At 60.6% G+C, this 23,003-nt stretch carries 34 protein-coding genes; 10 read left to right on the top strand and 24 right to left on the bottom strand.

The annotated features are described in order from the left end of the window. Positions 1-5: 5 nt before the first annotated feature. The 14 genes from P0Y65_20705 to P0Y65_20640 form a co-directional block, all read right to left on the bottom strand. On the bottom strand, positions 6-395 hold the full coding sequence (locus P0Y65_20705) for a GPW/gp25 family protein (GenBank protein ID WEK04563.1): 390 nt from the start codon (positions 393-395) through the stop codon (positions 6-8). Beyond that, the gene (locus P0Y65_20700; GenBank protein WEK04562.1) at positions 392-571 is read right to left on the bottom strand and encodes a hypothetical protein; all 180 of its coding nucleotides are present in this window, start codon (positions 569-571) and stop codon (positions 392-394) included. Before P0Y65_20700 ends, P0Y65_20705 begins: the two co-directional genes overlap by 4 nt. Positions 572-580: 9 nt before the next feature. Further along, a complete protein-coding gene (locus P0Y65_20695; protein ID WEK04561.1) occupies positions 581-1,126 on the bottom strand; it encodes a baseplate assembly protein in 546 nt (181 codons plus the stop codon). Next, complete coding sequence (locus P0Y65_20690) at positions 1,123-1,881, bottom strand: hypothetical protein (GenBank protein WEK04560.1); 759 nt, start codon at positions 1,879-1,881, stop codon at positions 1,123-1,125. Before P0Y65_20690 ends, P0Y65_20695 begins: the two co-directional genes overlap by 4 nt. 17 nt (positions 1,882-1,898) lie before the next feature. Continuing rightward, positions 1,899-2,279 carry a hypothetical protein gene (locus P0Y65_20685; protein ID WEK06859.1) on the bottom strand — a complete coding sequence of 127 codons (381 nt, stop codon included), beginning with the start codon at positions 2,277-2,279 and terminating at the stop codon, positions 1,899-1,901. 2 nt (positions 2,280-2,281) lie between these two features. Then, positions 2,282-2,707, bottom strand: coding sequence for a hypothetical protein (locus P0Y65_20680; GenBank protein WEK04559.1), 426 nt, complete (start codon positions 2,705-2,707; stop codon positions 2,282-2,284). A 9-nt stretch (positions 2,708-2,716) separates the two neighbouring features. Continuing rightward, positions 2,717-3,757 (bottom strand): major capsid protein, encoded by a 1,041-nt coding sequence (locus tag P0Y65_20675; protein WEK04558.1) that lies wholly within the window; start codon positions 3,755-3,757, stop codon positions 2,717-2,719. Between the two features lies 1 nt (position 3,758). Further along, a complete protein-coding gene (locus P0Y65_20670; protein WEK04557.1) occupies positions 3,759-4,133 on the bottom strand; it encodes a head decoration protein in 375 nt (124 codons plus the stop codon). A gap of 14 nt (positions 4,134-4,147) precedes the next feature. Beyond that, positions 4,148-5,230, bottom strand: a complete 1,083-nt coding sequence (locus P0Y65_20665; protein ID WEK04556.1) for a Clp protease ClpP — start codon at positions 5,228-5,230, stop codon at positions 4,148-4,150. Continuing rightward, positions 5,157-5,414 (bottom strand): hypothetical protein, encoded by a 258-nt coding sequence (locus tag P0Y65_20660; GenBank protein ID WEK04555.1) that lies wholly within the window; start codon positions 5,412-5,414, stop codon positions 5,157-5,159. Before P0Y65_20660 ends, P0Y65_20665 begins: the two co-directional genes overlap by 74 nt. Continuing rightward, a complete protein-coding gene (locus P0Y65_20655) occupies positions 5,411-6,940 on the bottom strand; it encodes a phage portal protein (GenBank protein WEK04554.1) in 1,530 nt (509 codons plus the stop codon). The genes P0Y65_20660 and P0Y65_20655 overlap by 4 nt, the downstream gene beginning before the upstream one ends. Before the next feature lie 80 nt (positions 6,941-7,020). Beyond that, on the bottom strand, positions 7,021-9,021 hold the full coding sequence (locus P0Y65_20650; GenBank protein ID WEK04553.1) for a phage terminase large subunit family protein: 2,001 nt from the start codon (positions 9,019-9,021) through the stop codon (positions 7,021-7,023). Further along, a complete protein-coding gene (locus P0Y65_20645; GenBank protein WEK04552.1) occupies positions 9,018-9,629 on the bottom strand; it encodes a hypothetical protein in 612 nt (203 codons plus the stop codon). The genes P0Y65_20650 and P0Y65_20645 overlap by 4 nt, the downstream gene beginning before the upstream one ends. A 128-nt stretch (positions 9,630-9,757) precedes the next feature. Beyond that, positions 9,758-10,345, bottom strand: coding sequence for a hypothetical protein (locus tag P0Y65_20640; protein WEK04551.1), 588 nt, complete (start codon positions 10,343-10,345; stop codon positions 9,758-9,760). 90 nt (positions 10,346-10,435) lie between these two features. On the opposite strand from P0Y65_20640, the gene P0Y65_20635 reads away from it, so the two are divergent. Continuing rightward, positions 10,436-10,759: a hypothetical protein gene (locus P0Y65_20635; GenBank protein ID WEK04550.1), complete on the top strand. Its 324-nt coding sequence runs from the start codon at positions 10,436-10,438 to the stop codon at positions 10,757-10,759. A gap of 111 nt (positions 10,760-10,870) precedes the next feature. Here the strand turns inward: P0Y65_20635 and P0Y65_20630 are convergent, their stop codons facing one another. From P0Y65_20630 to P0Y65_20620, 3 genes are all read right to left on the bottom strand, one after another. Then, a complete protein-coding gene (locus P0Y65_20630; protein ID WEK04549.1) occupies positions 10,871-11,443 on the bottom strand; it encodes a hypothetical protein in 573 nt (190 codons plus the stop codon). Between the two features lie 403 nt (positions 11,444-11,846). Beyond that, positions 11,847-13,685, bottom strand: a complete 1,839-nt coding sequence (locus P0Y65_20625; protein WEK04548.1) for a phage/plasmid primase, P4 family — start codon at positions 13,683-13,685, stop codon at positions 11,847-11,849. After that, positions 13,682-14,878, bottom strand: a complete 1,197-nt coding sequence (locus P0Y65_20620) for a primase-helicase zinc-binding domain-containing protein (protein ID WEK04547.1) — start codon at positions 14,876-14,878, stop codon at positions 13,682-13,684. The genes P0Y65_20625 and P0Y65_20620 overlap by 4 nt, the downstream gene beginning before the upstream one ends. An 83-nt stretch (positions 14,879-14,961) precedes the next feature. Here P0Y65_20620 and P0Y65_20615 point away from each other — a divergent pair, with 83 nt between their 5' ends. Then, complete coding sequence (locus tag P0Y65_20615) at positions 14,962-15,492, top strand: hypothetical protein (protein ID WEK04546.1); 531 nt, start codon at positions 14,962-14,964, stop codon at positions 15,490-15,492. A gap of 28 nt (positions 15,493-15,520) precedes the next feature. Here the strand turns inward: P0Y65_20615 and P0Y65_20610 are convergent, their stop codons facing one another. Genes P0Y65_20610 through P0Y65_20580 form a run of 7 tightly spaced genes read right to left on the bottom strand, consistent with a single transcriptional unit; the run spans position 15,521 to position 18,625 of the window. After that, a complete protein-coding gene (locus P0Y65_20610; GenBank protein ID WEK04545.1) occupies positions 15,521-15,838 on the bottom strand; it encodes a hypothetical protein in 318 nt (105 codons plus the stop codon). Beyond that, a complete protein-coding gene (locus tag P0Y65_20605) occupies positions 15,835-16,080 on the bottom strand; it encodes a hypothetical protein (GenBank protein WEK04544.1) in 246 nt (81 codons plus the stop codon). The genes P0Y65_20610 and P0Y65_20605 overlap by 4 nt, the downstream gene beginning before the upstream one ends. After that, positions 16,077-16,583 carry a hypothetical protein gene (locus tag P0Y65_20600; protein WEK04543.1) on the bottom strand — a complete coding sequence of 169 codons (507 nt, stop codon included), beginning with the start codon at positions 16,581-16,583 and terminating at the stop codon, positions 16,077-16,079. The genes P0Y65_20605 and P0Y65_20600 overlap by 4 nt, the downstream gene beginning before the upstream one ends. Then, positions 16,580-16,819 carry a hypothetical protein gene (locus P0Y65_20595; GenBank protein ID WEK04542.1) on the bottom strand — a complete coding sequence of 80 codons (240 nt, stop codon included), beginning with the start codon at positions 16,817-16,819 and terminating at the stop codon, positions 16,580-16,582. Before P0Y65_20595 ends, P0Y65_20600 begins: the two co-directional genes overlap by 4 nt. Then, entirely contained in the window at positions 16,816-17,883 is a 1,068-nt protein-coding gene (locus P0Y65_20590; protein WEK04541.1) for a hypothetical protein, read from the bottom strand. Before P0Y65_20590 ends, P0Y65_20595 begins: the two co-directional genes overlap by 4 nt. After that, a complete protein-coding gene (locus P0Y65_20585; GenBank protein WEK04540.1) occupies positions 17,880-18,164 on the bottom strand; it encodes a hypothetical protein in 285 nt (94 codons plus the stop codon). The genes P0Y65_20590 and P0Y65_20585 overlap by 4 nt, the downstream gene beginning before the upstream one ends. Next, positions 18,161-18,625 (bottom strand): hypothetical protein, encoded by a 465-nt coding sequence (locus P0Y65_20580; GenBank protein WEK04539.1) that lies wholly within the window; start codon positions 18,623-18,625, stop codon positions 18,161-18,163. The genes P0Y65_20585 and P0Y65_20580 overlap by 4 nt, the downstream gene beginning before the upstream one ends. 62 nt (positions 18,626-18,687) lie before the next feature. On the opposite strand from P0Y65_20580, the gene P0Y65_20575 reads away from it, so the two are divergent. The 8 genes from P0Y65_20575 to P0Y65_20540 all read left to right on the top strand — a co-directional run bounded on the left by P0Y65_20575 (position 18,688) and on the right by P0Y65_20540 (position 22,993). Further along, on the top strand, positions 18,688-18,891 hold the full coding sequence (locus P0Y65_20575; protein ID WEK04538.1) for a hypothetical protein: 204 nt from the start codon (positions 18,688-18,690) through the stop codon (positions 18,889-18,891). Between the two features lie 300 nt (positions 18,892-19,191). Continuing rightward, positions 19,192-19,845: a S24 family peptidase gene (locus tag P0Y65_20570; GenBank protein ID WEK04537.1), complete on the top strand. Its 654-nt coding sequence runs from the start codon at positions 19,192-19,194 to the stop codon at positions 19,843-19,845. Positions 19,846-19,923: 78 nt separating this feature from the next. Continuing rightward, positions 19,924-20,367, top strand: coding sequence for a hypothetical protein (locus P0Y65_20565; protein WEK04536.1), 444 nt, complete (start codon positions 19,924-19,926; stop codon positions 20,365-20,367). Between the two features lie 204 nt (positions 20,368-20,571). Beyond that, positions 20,572-20,790: a hypothetical protein gene (locus P0Y65_20560; GenBank protein WEK04535.1), complete on the top strand. Its 219-nt coding sequence runs from the start codon at positions 20,572-20,574 to the stop codon at positions 20,788-20,790. After that, the gene (locus P0Y65_20555; protein WEK04534.1) at positions 20,790-20,963 is read left to right on the top strand and encodes a hypothetical protein; all 174 of its coding nucleotides are present in this window, start codon (positions 20,790-20,792) and stop codon (positions 20,961-20,963) included. Before P0Y65_20560 ends, P0Y65_20555 begins: the two co-directional genes overlap by 1 nt. Next, positions 20,963-22,048, top strand: a complete 1,086-nt coding sequence (locus P0Y65_20550) for a tyrosine-type recombinase/integrase (GenBank protein WEK04533.1) — start codon at positions 20,963-20,965, stop codon at positions 22,046-22,048. The genes P0Y65_20555 and P0Y65_20550 overlap by 1 nt, the downstream gene beginning before the upstream one ends. Positions 22,049-22,278: 230 nt before the next feature. Next, the gene (locus tag P0Y65_20545; protein WEK04532.1) at positions 22,279-22,773 is read left to right on the top strand and encodes a CAP domain-containing protein; all 495 of its coding nucleotides are present in this window, start codon (positions 22,279-22,281) and stop codon (positions 22,771-22,773) included. Further along, the gene (locus tag P0Y65_20540; protein WEK04531.1) at positions 22,763-22,993 is read left to right on the top strand and encodes a sulfurtransferase TusA family protein; all 231 of its coding nucleotides are present in this window, start codon (positions 22,763-22,765) and stop codon (positions 22,991-22,993) included. The genes P0Y65_20545 and P0Y65_20540 overlap by 11 nt, the downstream gene beginning before the upstream one ends. The last annotated feature ends 10 nt before the right edge of the window (positions 22,994-23,003 follow it).

Raw genomic sequence — 23,003 nt, 5'->3', positions numbered from 1 at the left:
CCTACCTATTGAATTTGGACCCGAGGCCCGAAGCGGATGGTGAAGCTGCGCACGCCTTCGACCGAGAAATCGCCCGAGAGCGCGCGGGGTCGGTAATCGACTTCGATGCGCACGCCGGCGCGGCCGAGCCGAAGATCGGTTGGCGTTGCCGAGACATAGACGCCGCGAACGCGAAAGCGCGGCTCCCAAAGGTCGATCCCCACGGCGAGCAGCAACTGCCATGCCGCGAAGAGCTTCGGCGTCATCGCGCGGCCGAGCAGCTCGACCATGCCGGCGCCGAAGTGCCGGCGCATGACGCGCTCGCCGATCCGCGTGGTGAAAATCACCTCAACCGATTGCAGGGCATGTTCATAGTTGCTGATCAGCTTGCCGGTGCGCCGATCGACGCCACTCATGTTGCCGCCTTAATGCGCGGCTTGCGCGGCTGCCTGGGCGGCGGCAGGGCAATACGCCCCTGCGCCAGATCATAGAGCGCCTCGGCATCGGTGAGCGACATGCGGCGATTGGCCGGCACCGGCTTGCCGTCGACCCACTCGACGCCATCAGCAACCAGGTAAGAGGTTCTATGCATTCCTTGCTCCTAGACCGCGTTGACGACGCTGGATCCTTCGACGATCGGCCACAGACCAGAGGATGATCCGCCGGTGACACGAACCATGTCGCCGACCCTCGCGACGGGCTTCCCGCCGGTGCCGCCGAGATCCACCAGCGGCGCGTTGACGGTGACCGCCTGGGCGGCGTCGATCGTCACCGCCCCATCATTGCCGATGGTGATTTTCACGCTGCCGAACTTCAGCACGTTTTCATCAAGGCTGCCGCTGGGCGCAGCATTCTCACCCGAGAAGCCGCCGCGAATGAGCAGGCCCTGCTTAGGGTCGCCGCCGGGGTTGATGACGCCGACGATCTGACCCTCGCTGAGAGGGAACCATGTCGATGTTGCTCCGCCCGATTCCGGATGCGGATAGAAAGGCGACAGAAACGGTTCCCCCTTGGGACCATTTCCCCATTTGACGCGAAAGCCCTTTTCGGGATCCACAACTGCAATCGAGCCGACGCGAAGCATTCGGCCAAATAGGGTCTTGAGCTGCTCAATGTCGGCACGCTGCGCGACGATTTCCGAAATCATGGCTGGCGCCCCTCAACCTCGATCGAGATGTCGGACATCTCGCCAGCGTCGTCGTTGAGAGGACCGAGCCCCAGGGCGTCGACCTGACCACGAGTAAGACCCAATTTTCGTTGGATTGTTTCCCATTCGAGAGCAGAGCCGTCGATGGTGGCGCGCATGGCTTCCGCCATATCTGCATGCACCGCATCGTCACTGCCATCGAGCGTTTCAAGGAATCGCGCCAGTGCAGATCCAGGCTCGATAGCAGAGCCGGAAGGATCGCCGCAGAGGTCGACGGTCAGACGCAACTGATGGCCTGCCAGGCGCTGTCCATCCTCGCTGTTACGAGCCCCAACGTACTTAGTCTTGACCACATTGGTGAACAGATCACGATAGATCTCGGCCCAGGCATTGTCCGGATCCGAGAGTGCATTCACGATCTGGCGCTGCACGATGTCGAGAAAGAACTCGAATGCTCCATCCGAAGCCGGAATATTGATCCCGACGACCGTTGAAATGCCCGTCTCCTGATCCGTTTCAACCATGGGCATTGAGATACCCATCTCGAAGACGATGTCGGTCAGAGCACCGCCGTACATGCCGCGCTCGGTGTCATCTCCCTCGCTTGCGTCCGTGAAGACAGAAATAAAGGGGCGCTCTTCGTCAGTCCGCAAAGAGCCATCGGCCTGCACATCCAGTGCACCATTCGGGGTATCCAGAACATTGCTGCCGACCAGAGTGCGCCCCTTGAGGGCCTCGACGGCGGAGATGCGCAAGGCAATCCTGCAAAGGCTCATTTTTCGCCAAGCTCCAACACCAGTCGGGTTTCGCCGCGGTCATCGACCCGCAACACTTCGAACCATGGCTGCCCGGGCCGGGACAGTGCCTGGACCGCATCCCCCGACTTGATGGACGGGCCGACATAAGTCGCGCGATCGATGTGCAGCTCCGCCTTGCCGGCGGCCAGCTGCGTCCGCCAGCTGCGACCAACGCCGCCGTCGGCATTTGTCTCTTTACCGCCACCAACCCGCAGCGGCGCATCGATCTCGACAGCTGGCCGAGCTTGATCAACCGCCCCTCCTTTGAGGAAGGACAGCTTCACCGGCTCGGCAAACTGTTGATCGACAATCGCAGCGGAGCGGTCTCGCAAGGCCTGAAAGCGAGACTGCCGCATGGTCAACTGAGAGGCTCGAAAGCCAGCATTAGGGCCGCGCGCAGCGCATTGCTATCGGCCTCATCGTCGATATCGAGGCCACGCGTTTTCGCCTCGACCGCAAGCTCTGCATCCGTCAGATCCTCGACCGGCTTGGCAAACGGCGCGGAGGCCGTCTGCAATGCCGTCAGGATCTCCGGCTTGGTCGCAGAGGATTTGATGGCCAGCTTGCGACGCGAGGCTTCAGCCAAGAGCTGATCCTTGGTGCGCTCATCGCTGGCCTTCGGCTTTTCAGTCTGCTTTGACTTGTCGATGAGCGTGGCGCCAGACTTGTCAGCCTTGGCTACGATCTCTTCGGGCAGTTCGCCCGCCCAATTGCGCGGGACGGTGACCTTCTGACCCTCGTCATTGATGTATTCGAAACGCTTGCGAAAACGACGGAATGCCATGGTTTGCTCCTACTGCCCAACCGTGAACTTCGTCAGGATCTGCGGACGGGTGCAGATCGGAAGCAGGTTGGATTCCGTGTGGATTTCCTGACCCTTGCCGTGCGGCAGGTCGTCAGTCGAAACGAAGACCTTGTCGCCCGGCACCGGCGCCCGATTGGCGTCGGCGATCGTGTCAGGCGGCGCGACATAGCGCTTGAAATACTGCGTGCCGAGCGGGACCAGGATGGCCTCGTCATCCGCCACAGCTTCCTTAGCGAGGAAGGTGCCGTTGGGCTGACGAACCTGGAACTCTTCGTCGATGCGTTCGAGCTTGAGACCGGCGAAGGTGAAGGTGTCTTCGACATCGTCACGCGCGGGATTGGCCGTTGCGCCGGCATAATTCTTGAGTGCTTCGCGCACCGACTGGTGGCCGACATACTTGTCAAAGAACGTCGGACCGGCCAGCACGATCGCTCCGCGCGTGGGCGAGCCATTGAGCTGCTTCCTCATGGCGGCCTTGGCGGCTCGGTTCTTCGCTGCAACATCGGTGCCGGCCGTATCGAGGGCGAAGTTGACCACGGTCTGCTCGATATCGAACTTGTCGTAGAGATCGACCAGGATCTCGCCCTCGGCATCGAGGACCAAACCGTTCAGCGCGCCCCAGTCGAGGTGGTTCCAGGTGGCATCGTGCTTGGACCGCATATTGCCCAGCTTGTCCTGATAGACGCCGGCAAGCGTCTCGAAGACATAGTTCTCGCCGAAAGCCATCAGGTTCTGGATGTCGCTGGGCGTGATCGCATCATCGAGCGGGAAGTGCGGGATGTCGATGATGACGCCCTGGCGATCGCCGCGCATGTTGAGGTTGTTCTCGCCACCACGCTCACGCGCCGGAATGATGGTGATCTCGCCGCCCACAACGGCGATGCGGACATAGGTGGTGGCGATCGGCGTGTCGGTGAAGATGCCGAGCTGGGCCGGGCGACCGGTCTCATAGGGCGGCACGTTGATCGTTTCGGTCAGGCGATCGTCCGCAAATTCGGGAGCCTGGAGATAATCGAGGGCTGTGGACATGTTAAACTCCGTTGCGGGCGACGATGCCGCGCGTTTCGAGGGCGGCCAGGGCTGCGGCCTGCTGCGGCGCGGTGATGCCGGCCGGCCAGATCAGCGCCTGCAGCACGACCTGGGCGCGCCGCTTGAGATTGACCACGGTGACGTCGGTACCAGTGGCATCGGCGTTTTCGAGGATGATGGCCGCTGCGGTCTGCGTGCCGTCATTGGCCGCAGGTGCCAGCGGCTTGAACTTGCCGGTTGCCGCGACCATCCCCAGGACGGTGCCGACGATGACCTTGCCGGAGCCGGAGGCCAGCGTGTCGTCATCGCGCGAGAAGCGGTTCTTGCCTTCGTCCTTGACCACGTCGGCGTCGGTCTTGAAGCTATGGGTGTCCATTTCGGTCCCTTTCCTTACTGCACGCCGTGGCGGCGCTTCATGCCGGCCACGAGATCAACCTTGAGGGTGTTCGGCTTGCCGCCCGGACTTGCCAGACCGGCCGCGGCGGTGCGGCGCTGAGCGTAATCGACAGGCGCGGGCTCCTGGGCAGCAGTCGGCTTGGGCGCCTTCTCCAGGATCGCAACGGCATCCTCGAGCGACATTTCGGTCTCGTAAGCCAGATGCTGAGCCTGGTCCTCACGCCCCTCGGCCTCGCCAGACGTCATGATGGCCTTGATGCGGGCCTTTGCATCGGCGGTCGCCTTTGCGATGTCGGCGGTCATGGTCCCGCCCTCGGTCGTGTCCTTCATCAGTGTTTCCTTTGTTGGACGTTTGGCGGCAGGGGCCGCCGAGCTGGTCGGAGGTGACCAGTGTTTCTTCTTCGTCAAAGCGACGAGCTGTTTGGGCGCGTGAGCAAAGAGCCGGTAATCGAAAGCGGCGACGGGTTCGGTCTGCCCCTCAGTAGTCGCGTCGGCAAAACCGGTCTCGACCGCCTGCTGCGGCGTGAACCACTTCTCTTCCTTCATGATCGTCCGACACTCGTCGGCGGTCTTTCCGGACTTGGCGGCATAGACACGGGCATAGGCGGTCGCGAGAGCTTCGAGACCTTCTATCGTTTTGGAGTGATCATCGGAGGTTCCCCAGGTCATCCCCGATGGATCGTGGATCATCATCACCGCACCGGCCGACATGGTGACCGTGGCGCCGGCCATGGCGATCAGCGATGCCGCTGAAGCGGCGATGCCTTCCACCACGATGTTGGTGACACCGGCGCGTGCAGCCAGCAGCGCATGGATGGCAGCGCCTTCAGAGGCGATGCCACCTGGGGAGTTGATGTGGCAGTCCAGCTCGTCAGTGTCGTTGATCTGGGCCAAGGCCAGAACGACGTCGCTCGAAGTGAAGCCATCGTCATAGTAATAGTCGCCGACATAGCCGGAGAGCCGAAGCTTTCCGTCTTCAATAGTCGCAGCCATGTTGTGAACCTCAGAGGTAGGTGAACCGCCGCGCGGCGCGGCGAATGCGGGGCTTGCCGTTCTTGACGGCACATTGGCCGTCATAATCGACGATCAAGCGATCGATGCGGTCAAGATTGGCGGAGCTGAAGCGCACTTCGTCATCACCAAAACGGGTGACGACAACGCCGCCACCCGTCGCAATTTGCAGGCGTGCCACGCGAAGAGCGGAGGCGACGGCACAGGGATCATCAGTGTCGACTTTTTGGCCGGCGATATCGACCATCATTGCGATGCTCTCCGACTGTTGGTCTCTTCCGTCTCGCCCGGAGTTTGGGCGATGTTGAAGCCTCGCTCGAAGGGAGACACCATTCCCGCCTCGACGTAGCGCTTGTGCTCCCGAAGGCGCGTCGCGAAGACTTCGTCGGGATCACCACCAATCAGCGAGATCTCGCCCTCCAGCGTCGAGGTGCCGTTGGCGATCCGCTCCGAAGCCGCCCGCGAACTTTTCGTGTCGTCTGCTGTCGGCTTGGCCGGACCGCGCCATTGCGACCAGGCGACACGCTGTCGATTAGCGGCAAAGGCCTCATACCCGCCCTTGAAGGGTATGCGACCCTCGCCGATTTCTTCATCGAGCCAAGCCTCATAGATCATCTGGCACTGGGGCCCAGACACACGCTCGCGGCGGCGAACGACAACCGGGAAGATCGACGCGTTTTCCATCTGATTGCTGGAATAAGTCGCGTCAGTGTAATCGAGCGTGTAGGCGCCGTAAGTGATGCCGATCGCTCGAGCGAAATCACGCGCGAGGCTTGCGGTGAAAGGCTGATACTGGGGTCCAGGCGTCGCTGACGCATGGAACTGCAGACGCTCGCCGGGACCGAGGTGATTGACCTGAGGATCTCCGCCAATGCCGATGCGCGCTTCTTTCGCGGCTTCGAGCTGGGCGGCCAGCATGCCCATGAAGTCATTGTAGACCCCCTTCATATCCGGGATGTCTTTGACAGCCTCGATCGCTTCAAATGCCTCAGCCGACGGCAGCTCGCTGGTCAGTGATGCGGCCCACATTGTCTGAAGGATGAAGGTCTGCAGCGTCGTGTCCTGCGCTACTTCGTGCTGCAGGTGCTGGCGAAAACCCGTCGCCAACCGCGAGATGCCGCGTACGTCCTCAGCATCCTGCGGGTCAAAGATATGCATGACCTGCGCTCGCCCTTCGGCATCGAAGGCGCGCCAGTCTTTGAGGCGATTGATGCCACCCTCCCGCTCGCGGAACCGATAAGCGGCCACGCGACCGTTTGGATCGTGGATGACGCCCTGTACCATACCCTCGATCTCGTTGGTGTCCTGCACCAGCCGAGGTGGCGGTACCATGGTGATCTTGGTCCCGGTGGTCAGCCCATAGCGCAGGCGTTCCGCTGGCGTCATGTAGGTGATGACGCCGGTGAGTTCGCCATAGACCATGTCCCAGCGCAGACCGATGTCGATCATTTGCGGCACGGTGAACTTGCCACGCGCGTCGCATTCTTTGGGGTTCCATGCCCATTGCTTCCAACGAAGCTTGAGCAGGTTGACCAGATCAGCCTTCTCTTTGTCGTCGTAGCCAAGCCCGGTCAGGTCGGGCTGCGGGTTGAAGATCAGTTCTGCGCCGACGGTGTCGGAAATGACCTGGTCGGCAGCACCCCGGATCCGGCCCGAGTTCTGCATGATGTCGGACGCGATGGCAGCCGCCTGAACCCACGAATGCCGGACATCATCGCGATGCAGTCGAAGTGGTGCTCGACGGCTGGCAATGATGCCCGACTTGGTGTCACGCAAGTATGCTTCGGATCGCGGCGCCACGCTCCCAATCGGGCGAGATGCGGCAGATCCTGCCTTCACCCGAATGCGGGGCTTGGTCACCGTCGCTTCCATGCTTTCCTACTTTCCTCGATGTTGGTGGCTTCGACAGGCACTTGTTGCGGCACGGCTACGACGATCGTCGGCGCGTTAGGCTCTGCAGCGATGATGGCCGTAACGCTGGACAGTAGGTCGATGGGCTCGGTCGGCTGCCACAGAGCGCGAAGGCTTGCCCACCCGTCAGCTGTTAGTTTGGAGATCCCGAGAAGCTCGGCCATCGCCATGGCGTAGACGCGAACGTCGAGCCAATGGTTCTCGCGGCGGAGCTTGTCCCAACCTTCGTGCGGTTTGCCTTTGACCAACTTGCGCTGGAAATACTCGGCGGTCAGCTGCTTGAAGTAGCTCTCGTCATGCCAGTCGGCGAAGTGGCAGTAGCCGCCCGGCACAATCGTCCGGCCGTCATCGCGGACGATCTCCTTATGGAGATTGCCCATCAGCTCGCCTTTGAGCGTCCAGGTGCCAACCGGCCAGACTTTGGCGGCGCCGACCTTCTGTCTCTTGCCGCTCTTTCGAACCGAGACCTTCTGCGGCAGGCCGATGGCCGGAACTCCGCGTCCCTGCATACCCTTGATCGCATGGGTGCCGACCCTATTGGCGCACCAGCTATAGACCTGCGTGGTGCGAAGCCCGTCGCCGGAGTCGACACCCAGCGCTTCTATCCGCCGGTCCTGGCCGAACGCATCTCGCACTGGAGTGCGGAAGTACTCGTCCAGCTTGAGCCAGGCGCCGGCATTGATGTCGTCAGTCGGGCCGTCGAGATAGGCGACCTCGACCGACCAGCTCTGCCTGTCCTGACCAAAAGCGACCGTTTCGACCATGATGTTGTTGTGGTGAACGTCGGCGCCGGCCGTCAGGATCAATCCATCTGCTGGCACAACGCCACGGTGATAACTCTCTCGACGCTCAAGCAATCGCTTGTGGTCTGGCGCATCGCCTTTCATGGCGTAAGGCAAACCCCCGACGAGGTTGGTGAAGCCTTTAGCCCCTTCCTCCCCCTTGTTCTGCCGATCCAGCCACTCCTCTGCGATCGCCTCGTAGCTCATCATCAGCGAGATGAAGGCATCGACGTGGAACCCCGGGTGTCCCTCGCTGGTCGGAATAAACCGTCCAGCGCGCACCGCGGGCACCCGCTCCATTTCGCTGACATGGTGTTCGCAGTGCGGGCACTCATAAGTGCTGAGATGCGGGTGAGCCTTATTGATGACAAAGCCCAGGATCGTTTGCACGAACTCGTTGCCGCACTCGGGACACTTTATGTTCCAGAAGCGCTGATCCGAGCGCCGGAATGACCTGTCGATGCGACAGTGACCGGGCTCGTCGCCCAGCGGGTCACCGCTATCGAGTTCGGGCGTCGAAAGCTCAAGGATCTTCCAGAGCTTCAAACGCCGAAATGCTGTGAAGCGGCCGAAGAACAGAACCTCCGGATCATCGCCATTGGGCGAATTCTGCCACTTCGAAACTTCGTCCTTCACGCCATAGCGCGAGGTGTTACTCGACAGGTCCATAACCGAGTTGGCATTCGCCAGGCTCAGAGAGCCGCCGACAAAACGCTTTTCATATGTTGTCGAGCCAGATCCTGACCGCGCCACGGTCGGCAGTATGATTTTCTTGCCCGAGCGATCCTGCCAAGCCTCGATCATCGGCTGCAGTTTCTTGCCATTCACGTCCTGCAGGGCGTCGATACCAGGCACGGCATAGAGGATGTTATCCGGTGCGATCTCTGCCAGATACAGCGACCACGCCAGCCCCAGGATCGATACGCCCGTCTGCTGGCTCTTTCTAATCGACACAAGGTTGCTGGGATGATCGACGTCCAGGACCTCGGCGATGGGGCCAAGGTAAGGCGCATCCAGCTCTGACCAGAGTTCCCCTTTCTTCGGCCCGTCGACGAGAACGATATTCTTCGGCAACCACTTACGAAACGGCAGAGGCGGCACTGGCCGGATCGCATCGGCAAGCTTCGAAGCGACGATGTGGTGAGCACCAGGATGGAAGTTCACTCTTCAATCCCCTCAATCGCCTCATCCATCTCCGGCGCGTTCTCGGCGACCTTTGCTAGGGCGTCGGCGATCCTGTTACTGATCTCCTCAGCGGCCTTTCTCAGCGCGATCCGAGCACCGCTCGTCCCCTCTTTCGATACAGCCAGGGCAATGTCGTCTGCGCGGTGCTGTAGCCTCGCCACCTCTGCCTGGATCGTCCGGCCGGCGACCGTCAAAGCCTCGGCGAGGATGTCGGCTCGCACCAACTGGCCAGCAGCTTTTGCGTCTTCGAGCTTCTGCCGCCGCACGCGCATCCAAGCTTCTTGCCGCAGCGCTTCATCGCGGCTCTCGGAAGGCGGCAAATTAGGCGTCGGGCCCTTCGCGCCAGTGCCGACCTGTGGCGTCTGATCCTGCTCGGAGGATCCGAAGAAGGCGCGATGATGGTCGTAATCGGCAATGCTGACACCGGCGACGCGGTCGCGGCTGTCTCGCCGCACCGGCAGATTGTGCTCGCTCACAAGCTTGGCCACCATCTTGCTGACGGCAGCCTTCGACACTCCGTCGCGCTCGGCGATCTGGCCGATCGACCACATTACGATCAGGCCGTCGCTGTTAACCCGATCTGCCATGGGTGTTAACTCTGTCAACCCTGTTAACCGTTCGCCGGGAACTGAAAAACTGAAAAGGAATTGGGCCGCTTCCGCACCGCGCTAAGGCGGGGGCACCCGTACGGTCCCTTGACCCCGGGGGGTGTCGATCAGCTCAGCGTGCCCTTCGACAGCCGCTTGATCTCGTGCTCGACGCGGCGCGGTAGATTGGTCCGAACCGCTCGCTCAAAGGCCTGAGCCGACTGGCCCTGCACCATCTCGACCGGAATGATCACGCCAGACTTGACCTTCTCGATCGGCGTTCGGTCGGAGCTGGCGCGCTCGAAGACATGTCCGGCGAACTTGCGCACAGCCACACGGTTCGGCGTCCAGCCTGCCTTCATGAACTTGCCCACGAACCGCCGCCGCTTGCCGAATGGCTTGGCCGAGACACCGCGCCCCACCTCTCGGGCATCGAAGTATTTCAGCGCGATATCACCGCCGCGCGTGGTCATGACATAAGTCAGGTCGGTCGATGAGGACCCCTTAGGTTTACCGATGGCCTTGACCAACACCGGACGCTTCAGTCCCGTCTGCCTGATCATCGCCCGGACGACCTGTGTTTTAGCCATATCGCCAGTGCGGTTGATGGCCCTCGCAGCTACCGTGCGAAAACGGTCATCTCCGAGAGCTTCAATCATCGCCTGGACGCGTCGAAGCCCAGAAACGTCGGCCCAGGTTATCTTCAGTCCAACCATGGCCACCTCCCCCGAAAGTGTGATGCGGAATAAAGGACCCGACGGGAGGTTGCGGACATTAGTTTCTTTTAAGCGACCGAGGAGATTGCCATGACGAACCGAAAAGGCCTCGCGATCGCTCGCTTCATGACGCTGCTGCGCTCTCAGCTAGCCACTGACGAAGACGCCGAGCCGCTAACAGAACCGTCTCGTATCCCTGAGAAACTCGCCAAGATCGAAACGCTTTGGCAATTGTCAGAAGCCATCGGTCTGCAGACGCCCGACCTGTCGGGAACGCACTTGCCAGTTGATGCGACCATCAACTTTGCCATGGCCTATATGGCGATGGTGCTGCCAACCTTAGCTGCTGGGGAGTTTGCTGCTGCGCAGTACCACGCACGACAGGCTTCACTACAGATCGAGCAGGCGCTTTGAGAGAAAATAGAAAAGGCGCCCGGTGACCCGTGCGCCTGTTCAAAGACCTGATTTGCTGTGACGGAACATGTGTCAAATTTCTTCCCCCGTCAACGCCTCGCCCTGTCCATGCTAATTTGGCATATTCCAAGGTGCGAGCGGCGCCTCTGGACCAGTGGCCGCATGATCGACCATTTCGACATTAAGCATCCCGACCAAGTCGGCGAGCGCAGCATACCAGAGCACATACTCAGCACGACCTGACGCGACGGTTGAATGTCGGGTGCCAATGAATTCGGCAGGGGCTGGGCCTAGATCGCCCCTTTGCCGGGCCGGGTCCCGCCAAAGACGCTTCGGTTTCCCGCTGCGATCAAGCGGCGTCACCCATCTCCCTGGACCTTCCGGGTACCAATCCGGTCGAGTTCCTGTGCGGGCATGCTTAATCACCACGAACCATGCCTCCGGCGGTAAAGACATCACCGCATCATAAATCACTGCCGCATCTTCATGGCATCGCGCCGAACCGAGAAAGTTGGCGCCGGCTGAAGAAGTATCAACCCTGGTACCCAGCGTCAGCAATTCTCCCAGCGAGCTTGCGCTGGAACCTCTCGGCGCCTTTGGCCGCATGCCATTGGCCACGTTCTCGATCTTCTGATCCCGAAAGGCCCAGACCAGCAGGTCTTCCACATCGATCGTCTTGGCCATTCTCAACCTCTTAGAGGGTCTAAGAGGTTTGATTTCAAACCTCTCTTCGGAAATAGATGAATTGATGTAGATGGTTAGAGAGCAAAAAGAGGGTTGAGAGGGTTGCCCCACGCCCTATGAGCATTTTGCCGCTATCAGCATCCACGACAGGGCACCCCCGCCCCTCTCATATATAGGCGAGCCAAGACCCTCTCGACCCTCTCAAAAATCTTGCAAGCGACTGATTTAGTTATTGAAATTCAGCACAGAGGTTTGCATTTAACCCTCTCGCAAACCTCTTGACCCTCTATCGCGCCGCGCAAGCTGCGAGAGGGTCAAGACTTCCATTTTCTTTCTGAAAAGGGGTGCGGGGCGCGGCGCGGAGGGATCGAACCTCTGGCGCCGCTTCGCTCGGACTGGCGAGTTAGAAACCCGGGTCGCTTGGGTCGCGCTGCGGCGGGCCGTCGGCATCGGCCGGCGTGGCCTGATTGGCCTTTAGCTGTACATCGAGGTAGAAGTAGAAGTTGCCGCGCTGCTTCTTGTAGTTGAGGTCATTCAGGCGATCGCCGAAACTGCGCTGGCTGGCCGCGCGCAGGCCGTTACCCTTGCACCAGGTCTCATAGGCCTCGAACAGAACGCCCGCCTTGACCTTCTGGCCGTCGATCCGCTCGATGCAGGCTTCGGCAAAGACCCCCACATTGTCCCGCTCTTCGCGATAGTCCTGGGCAAATGCCTTGGCCTCGTGGGGCGTGAAATGATCCAGGCCATGGGTCAGATAGAGCAAGGCACCCTCAATCAACCAGTTGAGCACGCCCGATCGCTCGGCATCGAGCCGTGCGGCCAAGAGCGTCGGCGCCATGCGTTCGCCTTCCGGGATCTTGACGCCCCAGATGATGAACAGGAAACGACGCCAGATACCTTCATCCGTGCCCGAAATGGCCGGCTTGTTATTGCCGGAGAGCATTGGCGTGAACTGCGGCATGAACTCGAAGAAGTCTTTGTTGAGAAAGCGCGCAAGGATCTTCGTTCCGCCGGTCAGCGCCTTGATCAGCTCTTCCTTTAGCGGCGTATTCTTCGGCAGTTCCTCGATCGTCACGAGGCGGGCATTGTGCAGTCGTGCAATGTCGGGGTTCGCCTGTTGGCCGGCGCGCTGACCATCACCCGTGATGGTTTCTGGTGAGGCGATCTGACGATAGCTGCCAGCAAGGCGGCCTATCAGTTCGAAGAATGCCGACTTGCCGTTGGCGCCGGTACCGTAGTGATAGAACAGCTTTTGCTCGTCATTGCCACCGAACAGCAGCGCCACGGCCGTGGACACCTGGATGAAGGTGCGCCAGCGAGATTCCGGCTGCACCTTGCCGAGAAAGTCCTCGATGAAGAATGGGCAGGTGGCATCCGGATGATACTCGGCCTCGGCGACCTTCGTGATCAGATCGTCCCGGTCATGCGGCCGGAATTCGAAGCGGCCGATCTTGCGGTCGCCGCCTTCGGGCTGGTCGGGGTCAAGCTCGCGCCAGAAGCGCAGCGTGCCATTGGCCACATTGAACAGCATATGGTCGAAGTCGAGCCGCTCGATCGGCAGGGCCTTGAGCGACTGTGCCTGTTCCAGCATGGCCTTGGTGCGTCCGGAATTGCCCGAGGTAACCGCCCAGGCGATGCGGGAGGACCGGCGCTTCGACAGCGCCACCATGATTTCGGAGGCAGTCTTGATGACGCGCTCTTCTGCCGTGCTGAGATCCTCTTTCTTCTTGAGCAGCTCGGCCGATCGCTCCAGCATGCGTTTCTGCCGCTCGCTAGCTTCCAGCTCGATCGCTTCGAGTTTGATCTTGTCGACTATGTATTGGGCAAGCAGCCGCACTTCGAGATCGGCTTCGTCGCGCGCCCAATGGCTCCCGCGCCAGAACAGCCAGCCAAGGCCAGTCACATAGCGCAGGTTCTCGCCGAACCACGCAACGAGGCGCCGGCCGTTGTCGCGGTCGTTCTGGTCGAGACCAGCGCACCAGCGGATGACAATCCGCTCCGCCTCTTCAAGGCCTTCATTGTTGCCGAAGTCATCAGGCCCGCTCATCACGTCGGATTCGTCCGGGCCGGGATCGCCAGCCTCGGGCGCCGGTGGCGTTTCTTCTTCTGGTTTCACCTTTGGCTTGCGCGTGCGCTTCGGCTTATCCTCGGTCTTGCCGCCATCAACCACGGTGAGTTTCACCGTGCGCTTTTTGCCCATGGCCTCTTTGACGGCATTCTCGTCGTCTGGCGTGTCGGTCATGCCCCAACCCTCACCAGGTCATTGAGGTCTTTTCCGTCGCCGATCGGCTCCACATATGCCGTGGCCAGGGGCGGCAGCTCTGGCCGTGTCTGCCTTGCGACATCGCGGAAATGCTGTGCGCGCTTCATCCCGCGACTGACCTTCTCCACCGTCTTGGTCTCGGGCTCGTCGCTGTCGCAGAGAAAGACCAGTTCCTCGCACCAGTCGGGCGGCAGGAAGCATTCGAGATCATCGAGGTTCGGCTCGTCTTCATGGCGTTTATTGTCGAAGCCGATTGCTGCTCTGCCGGCCATGTTGCCGAGATCGACACCAGCCCAATAGGCCGTGTTCTGCTCGAAATTGTGCCGCAGGGCGGTCAGCGTGGTCTCGATACCCTCGCCCATCACGATACGCGTCACTGTCTTGGGCGTGTAGAGCTTGATCGCGCCGCCCTTCTTGCTGCCGCGCACCTTCTTCGCAGGCAACGCAAAGGCCGAGCCGTCATTATTCGTTTTCTTGGGGTGGTGCAGCGCCACTTTTCCATTGGCCTGCGCCAGGTCGATCCACGTCTGATGCACGGCGCCGAAGCTGCCGTCAGGCAGGACCACGGCTGCGACCATAGCTGGCCCGGAATGGAGCACGGGATACGTCTTGCGACCATCATCGCTCGTTACCTCGACGATGTAGTCGAGCCGGGCGATTTCGCGCAGCATGATCCTGTCGAAATGCAAGCCACCGACGCCTCGAAGGTCGAGATAGTCCGCTACCCCGCCAGCGCCGACCGCTTCCGGCTGGCTGGTGCGACCCCAGATCGCACGGCCCTCGCTAATAGCACGCAGGCGGCGCCGATCCTCTTCGGCCGCACGGTCCTGTTCGCGCTTTTGAGCCTCCATATGAATGCGCGCCGCTTCCTCGGCCGAGATCGGATCGGCCACTCGCCGACCGGTAATCATTTCGCATGCGGGCACGAATTTGACCTTCTCGGTTTTCATGACGAGGTCGATCACGCCATGGCCAGAAAGGCCGCAACGGCGGCAGTTGAAAGTGTTTTTGGTGGTGTGGATGGCAAAGCGATCAGTGCCGCCGCAATTGGGGCAAGGGCCAGCCTTGTCCGGGCCAGGGCCGAGTTTCCAGCCCTTGAAGCTGGACCAACTCCAGCAGGTCACGGCGTCGGCTTCGTCACGCAGGGATGCAAGCTCAGGCGGAAGGCTCATACTGCCGCCTGCTGCTCATTGAGTGGCGGACGCATGCGGGCATAAATACTGTCGGATAAAACCTGCTGTATTTGAGGTAGTAAATGGATGGTTGGACCGATGTGATATCCGCTGGCGCGAATGTGGTGACGGCAGTCGTCGCAGTTGTCGGTGGCCTCTGGGCATACGGACAACACAGGGCCGCCCAGGCCATGAAAGGCCAGCCTCTTCTCCACGTTCACTCGGTGGAAAAGCCTGTTCGCAGCGGTAGTGACCAAATATGGCGCGTTTCGTTGATCGCTACTGCTACCGACAGTAACGACTGGCTGCGATGGGCGAGGATTGGGCTTGATCGCTCTAAAAAAACTGAAGCATGCCTTGAGGCAGATGCGTACGAATACAACACCGCTGGAAGTTCTGTGCTTCGTCCATTCGACGACATGCCTTTTGAAAGTTACCTGCTGAAAGTTGACGTGGATTTCCCTTTCGCGCCGGGTAAAGCGGGACAGATCTCGCAAGTCATCTTCGTTCGTGCCCCCAACGGCACGGTTGAGGTTACCCTCAACGCCTACTTCGAGCCCAAAGGCGCAGGAGGACATCACAAAGTTCCTATCTCGATATATCTCTACGATTAGGATCATTGTGCGCATTGCTCTTGAGCGATCAGCCATGGCGGTTCGCCTCGAGATCTTCCCAAGCCGCTATCTGCATAGCCGTGGCGATGCGCTCGCCGCGCTGGTGCAGCATCATGGCGAAATTAGCCACTTCTACCGGATCGCCTTTTTCGACGTGTTCGCGGAGAAGCTGAGACAGGAATTCTGCGGAGCACTGATCTCTGTCTTCCCAGCCTTCTCGGCCCTCGTGACGCCTATGTGCAAGCTTCAAGCACATCGCGCCAACGAACGAGGCCACGGCCTCATCGTCTCTATGCATGACGTTGGCGGAAAGAGCCGGTTCATACGGGAATGGAAATTCGCTCATGCCACTTTCTCCTCATGCTCAAGGGTCATGAGCCGGAACAGGTCGGGCATGGATTTCTCGTCGGCTTCAGCCTTCACGTAGTGGCAGCCGTCGAGGAAATAGGCGGGGTTGAGTTCCACGGCGCAGCCCTGCCGCCCATGCTCGATCGCCCGATAGGGCACGAAGAAGATGCAGGCTCCCACGAAGATGGCGATCAGGGCGATGAAGCCGAGCACGCAGGTGACGGGGTCGAAGGCGATCACAGCGACACCCAGCCATTGGCGATGATGGCGCGTAGCCGCGGCGCATCCTCGGCATTGATCGTGTAGCGATACTGGCTACTGGTTTCGTGTCGCTCGAAATCGACGGCAAAACCATGGCTTTCGACGCATTCGCGCAAACGCATGACCAGCTTGGAATTGCTTCGGCTGCGACCAAAGCTGGTACAGACGGCCATGAGTTCGCCGCTGAGTGCGCCTTCCGGACGAAGCATCATTTCGATGGCCGGCCGGTACCAGTCGGTCAGAAACAGTTCCGTGCCCTGATAGCGCTTGACCTGCTGCTCGCGGGTCAGTTCGCTACGCATGCGTTCGCCCTTCCAGTATGCCTGGCGTGGTAACTCGCCAGCACGGGCGGCTTCGGCGAGGTCGAGGAGGGCGTTGGCGCCGGTGCCCAGGCGCGCGGCAAAGCTCGCGGGGTCTAGCCCCTGTTCCAGCCCGATCAAGACGCCAAACATTTGCTGCGGATTACGCGCGAGGGCATTCATCGGGAAACCTCCAGGGGAACAGACTTGATGTGATGGAAATCGGGGCCGCCATCGGCGCTGACAGCCTGGGCCTTGAACTCGACGATAGCGGCTTCGAGCTGCGCCACCTGACCGGCATCGAACTTCATGCCGACGATGCCGCTGGGCACCGCCACTTCGAGCAGATGGGCGCCGTTGGGATAGAGGATGGCACGGGCGACGATCTCGCCCGGCGTGATCCGCGGGGCAGGCCTCATGCGTCACCTGCCTTGCGCGAGGCATTGAGCGCTGTGGCAAAGGCCGAGGCGGCTGAGCGCTGGTTCTCGGGATCCGAGATCTTCATTACCCGTGCGCGGTTGCGCACATAGGCCTTGTTGCACGGGCGACCGATCGCATCGGCGAGGCTGGAGACAGAGGCAGGCGGATCGGCCATGTAACCGGCGCGGATAATGACATCGGCCTCCTCGGTCGAGAGAGGCTCAGACGGATGGGGACGAGGGGCGGACTGTGTCCCGTGTTGCAGGTCTCCAATGTCCCCATTGCTGGGGAGAGGTTGACCGCCGGAGGCCTCGCGAGCCGTGCCGGACCCCTCTGGGGTATTTTCAAAGTCGCCTTCAATGGCCCGCAGCGCGATTTCGCCAAGCGGCCCCATCGCCTTCATTGCCTCAGGCGTGAAATCGATAGTGTCGCCGTCCAGTTCGACGATGCCGCGGCTCTCAGCCATCAGGAGGATGGCCTCGCTCGACACGCGGTCGCTGGCCATGCTCAGTGCGATGACCGAGAATGCGAAGCGGTGCCACTCTTCCTCGCCCAGCGACTTCACCACGGGTGCCTTGGGCGCAGCCGGCGCGCGATGGACCTTCGGCGGGCTCACGACGGCAGCATCGGCCGAGAGCGTTTGCTCGCGCTTGGCGGTCACAGCCGCTTCAAATTCATCGTCAGCCATCTCTGCCGATCGCTGCGCCCGGCTCGACAGCTTCTTGTCCACGCCGATATCGGAGAGGGTGAAGGGCGTATTGTCGAAAACCGGTTCCTCGTCGGCACCGGTTTCAGGCTCGCTCACATTGCTGCGCTCGGCAGATGGGCGCCCGCCTTGGCTCAACAGGCCATCGCCTTTTGCCTGGCGCAGCATGATCCCCAGCTTGCGCTCGGCACGAGCGATGATTTCCTGCGCATCGGCCATCATTTTGCGGTCGCGGGCAATGCGGGCATAAGCTTTGGCCTGTTCGGCCGCACTGCGGATGGACTGCACTTCGTCGAAGCGCACGGCTGCGGCGAGGGCTTCTTTGGCATGGTCGAAGAGGGCGAGTTCCGTGCTCATGCCGGCTCACCCGCGTAAGCGAGGTGATGGGCGAACAGGGCGACATCACTGCCTTGGTTGGCGGCAGGCCGGAAGCAGCTGACGTGGAACATCTCCTCTCTGTCGCATTCCGCGAGCACGAGGTAGATCTCTCCGAGCTTCAACTCGATCGCGGCAATGGTGTAGGTGCCATTGTGCTGAGGCGCCAATGGGCCTGGCATCGTCCCATTGGGACTGATCCAGCAGCCAGGCGCCGCGACGATGCAGACGCACTTGGCGCCCGGCTTTGCCCACGCGCTCATTTGCCCACCTCCGCGTTGATCTGGCGGATCAGCGAATGCGCACTCAGGATTATCGATTGTAGCTTAGGAATGATAATCTCGGCTTCTTCGGCCGTGATTTTTCCATCGGCTAAAGCGGTCCCGATCGCCACCATGGCTTTGCCGAGAGCTTGGGCCATCTGACCAGCGCCCTCAACGACAACCATTGGCCCAGTGTTTCGCGGCAGAGGAACGACGATCGCGCCGATGACATCGGCCAACATGCGAACGACGTGTGTCGTACCAGCTTTGTCCAAAAGGTCCGCAACCACGTCGATTGGCGCAAACTCTGGCCTATTGCGGTTCTCGTAGGATGAAAGCGCCTGCTGATCGACACGGGTAAGCTCGGCGGCTTGAGACTGCGTTCCAATTTCGTCCACCAACAAACCAAAATCAGTTTTCAGCGCACGATAGAAATCGGCGCGATGCCTTCTGTCCGTCATGACGTAAAACCTTCCGACTTTACGCAGTGACAGCAGTCGCGCCCTGCGCGAAAACCCTGGCCATGAGCAAGAGATTTCCGGGCTACGAGCCCAGCACCGACCTGCGTCAGGCCATCACGCGATATCGCGAGGCGCGCGCCAAGGATGAGAAAGCCAGCGGCCGCACGCAGGTGGAGGAGGTCAATGCTGCGCGCGACACGCCGGGCCACGATGACGCCATGAGGGGCATAGCGCATCGGATAGAAAAGGGGGCGGATCATGATTGAGCCTCTGCAGGCTCGAAGAAATACTTGTCATCCCAATCAATGGATCGAGCCGCAGCCGCTCCACGAATTGCTGACATGTCCTCGTTTGTGAATGGACCGCCGGCTTCCCAGCGAGAAACACTCGCTTGAGTGCGATTGATCAACGAGGCGAACTCGCTCTGCGAGATGCCAAACAACGATGTGCGTATGAAGCGGATCGGGTTCATACGCCAACGTATAATACGCGCACGTATATTTCTGCAAGCAAAATTATACGCAGACGTATTTTTCTTCGGCTATTCCCGGTGCTAGGCGAATCTCATGACCGAAATCGCACTCATCGTCCGTACCATTCTGAAGAAGAAAAAGTGGACCCAGGCTCGCCTGGCCGATGAGCTTGGCGTTACCCAGCCAACCATCCAAAGATGGCTGGGAGGCACGATGCCCGAGACTGAGAACCGCGACGCCCTTATGGCGATGATCGAGGATGACGACCACGCGGTCGCCCGGCCGGCACCTGTCGAAGCCGCCAAGACTTCGGGCGATGTGCCAAATTTGACTATTCACGCAGGCCTAGGTAGCGGCGGGCTGGAGCACGTGGAGGTAGATGCTAACGGCCAGCTGACCGACCAGAACTACCTTGATGGTTATTGGACCTTCCCCGACAGCATTCGCGCGGGGATCAGCCACCCATCACGCACTCACGCACTCCCGGTGAAGGGAGACAGCATGGAGCCGACCCTACCAGGCGGTTCTGTTGTGTTCGTTGATACAACGCACAACATGCCGTCGCCTCCTGACCTTTATGCGATTGATTACGGTGACGGGCTGATGATCAAGCGCATTGAGCTAGTCCCCAGGTCCGATACCGTCAAAATCATATCCGACAACGAGCGCTATTCTAACTATGAGCTGCAACGGGACGAGTTACGGGTTTATGGTCGCGTGATTGCGTCCTTCCAATGGCGCCACTGATAATACGTCGGCGTATATTTTAGTTGCACTTTATACGTATGCGTATATTATGCCTCCAGTTTCAAACTGGAGTGCATCATGCTCGCGACCGATACCACTGCCCAATCTGAACGTCCCCGCGTGCGTGCCAACGATGACCCCGTCGCCGTCCGAATGGCCGAACTGTTCATTCGCAATGACCGTCTCGGCTATCCAACCACAAAGGACGATCTCGAAGCCGAGGGCTTCACCCCTGGCGAAATTATCCGCCTTTATGCCGCCGCTCGCCGCATCGCCAAAGAAACGCTAGCCAGCCGCGACGTGGCAAGTGCCGGCGCCGATTATGATCGGGAAGGCCGCGTCGAGAAGGCCGCCCATCTCGTCGCCGGCCAGATCCTGTCGAACGAAGGTCTGATCTTCGAAACGCTTCGCAAGAGCGGCTTTCCGACCAAGGAACTGGCGGAAATCTACCCGGACGTCATAGACCGCACCTGCCGCCTCGTCGTCGAGCATCGCAGCGCTGCGCCAGGCGAGGTCAACTGATGGCCACGCGCACCAAAAAGCGCAGCCGGTCTGGTGCTGATGCGGCATGTCCTTACTGCGGCAAGAAGCTAAGCGGCAGCAAAGGCCTCAAGATGCATGTAGCTAAGACCCACGCCGATGGGGTGCAGAGGTGAGCATCATTTTCGCCTACGCCATCGGCTTTGCCTTCGCGGGCTTCGCCTATCTCGCAGCGGGCACGCTCTGATGTCCACCGAACCAAACCCGCGTGCGGGGGAGTTGCAGCTATTGCGCCAGCTTCTCCGCGCGCCCGGTCCGATCCAGATCACCCATAGCGCCACGGTCGCCATTCTCGATCGTCTTGAGGCGAATGGCGAAGCCTTCTCCTGGGCCGACTACGACTGCAAGCTTTTCGCCGACATCACGGCCACTGGCCGAAAGGCACTGGACGAGGCCGCTCACTAATGACCCGCGTACTCGCCATCACTCGCCGCCAGGCAGACACCTTATTCGCCGCCGCGGATAAGGCCGGCGGCATTGTCGAGGTCGAGACGCCGATCGGCACAATACGAATTATCCCGGCCGCCCTGGCCGGGAAGCCCAAGCCGATTGACAAGGAGCCCGAGGGATATCTTTGATGCGCACCATGCCGCGCCCTCGCAAACCCTACGTTCAAAGAGAAAAAACCCGTCATAAAAAGACGGTTTGGTATTTCCGGAAGGGAGATGGACCGCGCGTTCGTCTGCGTGGCGATTATGAAAGCCCGGAATGGCTGGCGGACTATGACGCTGCCCTCGGCATCATCAATTCGGATCCGGCGCCGGCCAAGGCCACACAAGGCACTCTGGGATGGCTGATCGACCGCTACCAGGACAGCCTGACCTTTGCCAACCTTGCTGCCGGCACCCAAAAAGCTCGCCGCTCTATACTAAAGAGAGTGAAGGAAACGGGCGGTACACTTAAACTCGCCCAGATCTCGCGCGGCACCGTTGTGTCCGGCCGCGATCGGCGCAAGGACACGCCAGCAGCGGCCGCTAACTTCGTGAAGGCGATGAAGGCCCTTTTCGCGTGGGCTGTAGAGGCTGAAATAATGCCGTCCAACCCGGCAGCGGACCTCAAGAACCCAGCCCCGAAAACAGAAGGGCATCACACTTGGACGGTGGAGGAGGTCAAGCGATTCTGGGCCAGACATCCAGTCGGCACTAAGCCGCGCCTCGCGCTCGACATTCTTTTGCTGACTGGAATGCGCAGCAGCGATGCAGTTCTCTTCGGACGGCAGCACGTTCGCGCCGGCTGGGCACACTACCGATCGGTCAAGACCGGCATCGAGGTCGATTTCCCGATTCTATCGGCTCTCAACGAATCAATTGCTGCAACGCAGACTGGCGATCTCACCTATTTGGTCACCGAGCATGGAGGTCCATTCAAGTCAGCAGCGAGCTTCGGCAACTGGTTTCGCAAGCAGTGTCAGTTGGCAAAAGTGCCGGGTCGCGCCCACGGACTGCGGAAAGCAGGCGCAACGATTGCCGCTGAAAATGGCGCTAGCGATCAACAATTGATGGCGATGTGGGGATGGACGGACGAGCGACAAGCCGGACTTTATACCCGCCGAGCACGCCGCTGGAAGCTCGCCGGAGAGGCCGCGAGAATGCTCGGAGAAGGACAGGACGGGAACATTCTATCCCCGCACCTTTTAATTGCTTCCCCGCACCTTGAAAAATAACGTTCAATATCAATAACTTGCCAGAACAGAGGCTCTGCATTGAGATCCCGTCGAGATCACCATCTTCACTCTATATAATATGCGCATCAGCATTTTTCCCCGGCGATCGCTTCTCCGCCATTAAGAGGATGGGAGGATGATGCGAGGTAGGGAAAGACAACCATCTTTTGGCCTTGCTGGCTGCCTATTCGGCCAGCATTCGCCCTTTCGCCCCTGACCCAGGATTGACCATGACCCTGTCGCGCCTCATCAAGCCAGCCCTGCTGCCGCTCGCCGCCATTCTCGCTGCCACCACCATTGCGGCCTGCAGCATGGGTGGCATGGCCGGCAACACCTCCGCGACAGCCTTGTCGCCGGGCCTGTCGGCGCGCATGGACCAGCCGGGCGCCACGCTCAACCGCGCCGAGGCCATCGGCATCGTCAATGCCTATCGCGCCACCACCGGCCTGCCCGCCCTCACCTCGGACGCCGCGCTCGATGGTACCGCCCAGGCCCTGGCCAATGAATATGCCCAGACCGGCACCCCGCCCAAGACACCCCAGGGCCTGACGGTGATGAAGCTCAGCGCCGGCTATGCCACCTTCGCCGAAACCTTCTCGGGCTGGCGCAACAATCCGGCCGATGCGGCGGGCCTGCGTGCCAATGCCACCAAGGCGGGCGTGGCCGTCATGTTCAACCCTACCTCGAGCTATGGCATCCACTGGGTCCTCGTCCTTGGCAACTGAGCCGGAGCTCGTCGACGCGCGGGGGCTGAAATGCCCCCTGCCCGTCCTCAAGATGGAAAAACGACTCGGCGCGCTGCCGCCCGGAGCGGTTCTCGTGGTCCTGGCTACCGATTCGATGGCGAGGATCGACATTCCGCTCTATTGCAGGCAGAACCACCACGAATGCCGGCTGGACGCTGCTAATGACTTGCTGCGCTTCACAATTATTAAGGCTTCGTAACCGGAAGTGG

The organism is Candidatus Devosia phytovorans (assembly GCA_029202405.1).
Lineage (GTDB): Bacteria > Pseudomonadota > Alphaproteobacteria > Rhizobiales > Devosiaceae > Devosia > Devosia phytovorans.
Note: the sequence above shows the minus strand (reverse complement) of the source record. Positions and strands in the feature narration are given on the sequence as shown.